The 4,254-nt window shown below is 35.4% G+C and carries 6 protein-coding genes; 4 read left to right on the plus strand and 2 right to left on the minus strand.

The genetic code is table 11. The annotated features are described in order from the left end of the window. The 4 genes from V7659_RS03235 to V7659_RS03250 all read left to right on the plus strand — a co-directional run. The coding region (locus V7659_RS03235; RefSeq protein WP_335538053.1) for a hypothetical protein at nucleotides 1–323 on the plus strand (323 nt) is incomplete at its 5' end. A 96-nt stretch (nucleotides 324–419) separates the two neighbouring features. Further along, nucleotides 420–863: a hypothetical protein gene (locus V7659_RS03240; protein WP_335538054.1), complete on the plus strand. Its 444-nt coding sequence runs from the start codon at nucleotides 420–422 to the stop codon at nucleotides 861–863. 76 nt (nucleotides 864–939) lie between these two features. Further along, nucleotides 940–1,167 carry a hypothetical protein gene (locus V7659_RS03245; RefSeq protein WP_335538056.1) on the plus strand — a complete coding sequence of 76 codons (228 nt, stop codon included), beginning with the start codon at nucleotides 940–942 and terminating at the stop codon, nucleotides 1,165–1,167. Between the two features lie 164 nt (nucleotides 1,168–1,331). Next, nucleotides 1,332–1,988, plus strand: coding sequence for a hypothetical protein (locus V7659_RS03250; protein ID WP_335538058.1), 657 nt, complete (start codon nucleotides 1,332–1,334; stop codon nucleotides 1,986–1,988). Between the two features lie 101 nt (nucleotides 1,989–2,089). Here the strand turns inward: V7659_RS03250 and V7659_RS03255 are convergent, their stop codons facing one another. Together V7659_RS03255 and V7659_RS03260 are read right to left on the minus strand one after the other, a co-directional pair. After that, nucleotides 2,090–3,232, minus strand: coding sequence for an SLC13 family permease (locus V7659_RS03255; RefSeq protein WP_335538059.1), 1,143 nt, complete (start codon nucleotides 3,230–3,232; stop codon nucleotides 2,090–2,092). A 193-nt stretch (nucleotides 3,233–3,425) separates the two neighbouring features. Beyond that, nucleotides 3,426–4,121 (minus strand): AIM24 family protein, encoded by a 696-nt coding sequence (locus V7659_RS03260; protein ID WP_335538061.1) that lies wholly within the window; start codon nucleotides 4,119–4,121, stop codon nucleotides 3,426–3,428. Between the last annotated feature and the right edge of the window lie 133 nt (nucleotides 4,122–4,254).

Consider the following 4,254-nt stretch of genomic DNA (forward strand, 5'->3'; position numbering starts at 1 on the left):
AAGAATTAATAAAGGGTCAAAAAGAAGTGACAACTCGGATGGAAAGTCTGGAAGGTGGTCAAGAAGCACTAATAAAGGGTCATGCAGAATTAACAAATGGCCAAAGAGAATTGACTTCTCGTATGGATAATTTAGAGAAGGGTCAAGCAGAAATAATAGATATCATTAAACATTCTACTACATTAATAACAGAAAATGTCACTTATGTTCGTAAAGATTTGAGGACCTTTCAATCAGATGTAAATGCAGATATTGAATTGCTTTTTAATGAAGTTGCAAGCGTGAAGCGAAAAGTGAATAAACTTGAACAATCCAATAAGTAGAAGTGATAAAACTGGAACATATGTTGATTTGAATTACTACCAATAAATAAGAGAATTATACCAACTCATCGGGATAATGAAAGGATTGATGTTATAATGGGAAGGCTAGAAAGCATTGAAAACATAGTAGAGTTAGAACAGACTGTGAACAAAACCAAAAAGTTTCGGCTTGATTATCCTGTGTCTGAGGATTTAAGGCAGGTAATGGTAAGTGAGGTATTTAGAGATTTTATGATTTATGCTTTTGACCTTTATTATGATAATGAAAATCTGTCGTTACTTAAGGAATTTGTGGAGGAACATAACCCGAAGGCGGAGAAACAGCAAGGATTACTCGATAATTTGTTTTGGTGGCGACTATTGTATGATTCCGGCCCAAATCCAGTAAATAGTTGTTTTGATGATTATATTTCCGATAATCACTATACACTTAGGAACAAACCTTTTATTAAATCTTGGCTAAGGGAGTGTAGTAATGTAGTTCCAAAAATCTATTTTATTGGCCATAAATATAATGATCGGTACCTTTGTTGCTATTGATATTCTAACCCATGAATCTCTGGATGTTATTGTGTATGATCCAATCGCTATTCCTCCAAAACAAGGGGAAATCGCCATGGGGACACTAATTCCGTTAGGCGGAGGCCTATTTTTCCCGATTATTGATTTTTATCATTTCGATTATGAGGCAAGAGAAGCAATGGCCAGCTGCATACACCATCATTATGAAAAACATTTAAAAACTTCATCAATGAAAGAGGCATTTTTCCACGTAGTTTCCGTTATGCTGCAAATAGAAAGAATAATCTTTATGCAAAATCAGGAAAAATCAACTTCAAAATAAAATCTCCAATTCGAAAAAATCCACTACTCATCTTAAACATTGAGTTCTTCCATTTTTCAAGGAAAAATAAAATACAAAATTTAACACACTGTTCATAAATTGGTAATATCTCAAGGACATCCTATCATCTGTAATACCCAAACTATTTTCTAGGAGGAAGTTACATGATGAGAAAGATGAAGATGACTTGTATTTGTGCCATGGCTTTCTTGTTTGGATTTCTAGGCTCAGTACAGGTTTTTGCGGCAATCCAGGAAAAAGAACAAGTAAAGGAAAATGAGGCACATGGTCGAGGTCATTTTAGACACAATCCCGAGTTTATTAAAAAGCAGGCAGATTCGCTGGGAATTAAAACAGAAGGCAAAGATACAGAGACCATTGTCAAAGAAGTTAGAGAAGCGATGATTAAAAAGAGGGCAGAGGAGCTTGGGATTGACACAAAAGGAAAGGACCTAGATTCACTAGCGAAAGAAGTCCGAGATACTGAAATCAAAACAGAAGCGAAAGAGTTGGGAATTTCGACTGAAGGAAAAGATTTAAGGGATTTAGTCCATGAAATCCGTGAAACTCAGATTAAAAAAGAGGCTAAAGAGCTAGGCATTTCCACTGATAATAAGGACCTTCGTGAAGTAGCCCACGCTGTACGAGAAAAACGAATTTTCCAAGCGGCAGAGAAATTGGGGATAGAAACAAAAAATAAGTCTGCGGACGAACTTTTTAAAGAAATCATGACAAAGCATGCAGATAAGGTCAAGGAGTTAAATCTTTTTCCACATAAACAAGGTAAGATCATTTTCTTTGACCGGTCAAAAGAAAATTAGTGCTAGTTCGGGTTCTTAACGCTTGAAACACTTTTTTAGGAAAAGCAGACACCATCTAATTTTCTGGTTGGTGCCTGTTTTTTGATTCTTGCTAAAATTTATTAAAATATTTTTAGGATAAAGTACTGAATCAAAGTTAAAAACGCTAAAATGGAAAAATTATAGAAGCTGAATTTGATTAAATACTTTTTACTTTCGGTTGGATTTGTCTGAATAAATAGTTTGTAAGAAATTACACTTGCCAATGAGGCAACAATAGTCCCGAGACCTCCAATATTCACTCCTAATAATAAAGGTTTCCAATCAGTTGTGAATTCCGCCAATAGAATAGAGGCAGGAACATTACTGATAAATTGGCTTAAAAAAATTGAACTAAAATAGACGGATGTAGTGTCATTCAAGCTTTTATTGGCAAATGCTTGTAATGTATTCGAATTTGATACATTTCCAATAAAGATAAAAAAGCAGATAAACGTTAACAGAAGTAGATAATCAATCTTTATCAATAATTTTACATTTAATATAATCACGGTCATCAATGTAACCACGAAGGCGACCTGGTAACTGACCACTCCAAAAATTGAAGCAATGATAATTGCTAGGACCAATCCCCAGACAACTGGTTTTTTCCAATCGTCTAATGGCACTGGATTTAGAACTACTTTCAATTCTCTATTTTGCATTCTTGTTATAAGGAAATAAAGAGAACTAATTCCAAGAACAGCCATGAAAAGGACCGTCGAAAAAAAGGGAAATGGCCGGATTCCATAATGCGAATAGATGAACAAATTTTGCGGATTTCCCATTGGAGTTAAACTACTACCAATGTTGGCTGCAATGGTTTGAAAAATAATCGTCTCCATCATGGGCATTTGGGTTTTCCTACTGACCACAAGTGTCAATGGTACAAATGTAAGCAGCGCCACATCGTTCGTGACAAACATTGAGCTAAAAAAACATAACAAAATCAGAATTGCTGAAACAGTGCGGCTGTTATTACATTTATTAATGATTGCAATCGCGAATTTGTCTAGGAATCTTAGTTCTTCCAACGCCTTAATGGTTAGCATCAGGCTAAATAAAATAACTAACACTTGAAAGTTGATATACTGCAGTTTTGGAGGATAAATTAAACAGCTTGTCGCTGCTAATACAAGAGAAACTGTAAAAACAATGTCTTTTTTTAGAAAAGCAAATTTCAGCTTGAGTCTTTTGTTTTCTTGAATTAATACAGATTCTTTCACATGTCACCACCAGTAGTTGATAGAATTTAACAACTATATGATTCTACCATGCCCATTTATGGTTGGAAATAAGAAATATAAAAGCAATTAAATTAGTTACATATTTAGTGGGAACAACCAAGAAGTGCCTGACACCCTCAATGCTGTATGGTGTCAGGCACTTTTTAATTTTTACTATGTTTATTCAAGCTTATTAACTTTGATTAGCTTTCATATAAACCTCTTCGTAGGGCTGGATTACGACAAAGCCTTCTCCTTCGAACTTCATTTGAATAGACTCGCCGCTTCCTCTGCCAAAGAATGTTTTCAAACTGATATCAGTTTGAAATTTAGGCTGAAGATTGCCAGACCAAGCTACAGTTGCGTTTGGATCGGTAATCACAGGATTTCCAGGCGATACTCTTAAGGTGAGTGGTTCGTAATGAGCAGTAAAAGCGATCAATCCGCTTCCTTCACATCGAACATTAAACAAGCCTCCTGCCATCATCCCGGCAATTTTCTTCATTAGTTTTATTTCCCATTTAATACTTGGTTCAAAGGCAAGTAAATCATTCCCGTTAATGTAAATAGCTTCGTTTTGTAAATTTAGAATAATAATTTTCTTACCACTATCGGCTAGATATAATTTCCCCTTTCCATTGGCCTTCATTAATGAAGCACCTTCTCCGGTAAGTGCCTTTTTGAACGCGGTTCCTATGCCGTGTTCTAACATTCCTTCACGAACAAATTTAATTTCCCCTTGGTAAGAAACCATCGATCCCGCTTTTGCCCATACTTGCCCGTCTAAGTTTACCTCCAGTATCCGAGGGGTCTCTAATTCAAAAAATCCCTGCCCCTTATCAACCTGCTCCGATTGTTTAATAAATTCTGAAATCGAATATCTGTCCATGCTCCCACTCCTTTTCTCTCCTCACTTTAATTACGAGTTTCAATCATTAATGTTTCATATTTATGGAAGAAACTGAAATTTTATCCTATCAGTTCTTTTAAAGAGCGTCCAATGAATTTAAAAATAGGGAAAG

The organism is Neobacillus drentensis, from assembly GCF_036966985.1.
Taxonomy (GTDB): Bacteria; Bacillota; Bacilli; order Bacillales; family Cytobacillaceae; genus Neobacillus; species Neobacillus drentensis_E.

Coding starts and splice junctions, on each gene's coding strand:
- V7659_RS03260 (WP_335538061.1), bottom strand. CDS start 4,121: ATGGACAGATATTCGATTTCAGAATTTATTAAACAATCGGAGCAGGTT.
- V7659_RS03250 (WP_335538058.1), top strand. CDS start 1,332: ATGATGAGAAAGATGAAGATGACTTGTATTTGTGCCATGGCTTTCTTG.
- V7659_RS03245 (WP_335538056.1), top strand. CDS start 940: ATGGGGACACTAATTCCGTTAGGCGGAGGCCTATTTTTCCCGATTATT.
- V7659_RS03240 (WP_335538054.1), top strand. CDS start 420: ATGGGAAGGCTAGAAAGCATTGAAAACATAGTAGAGTTAGAACAGACT.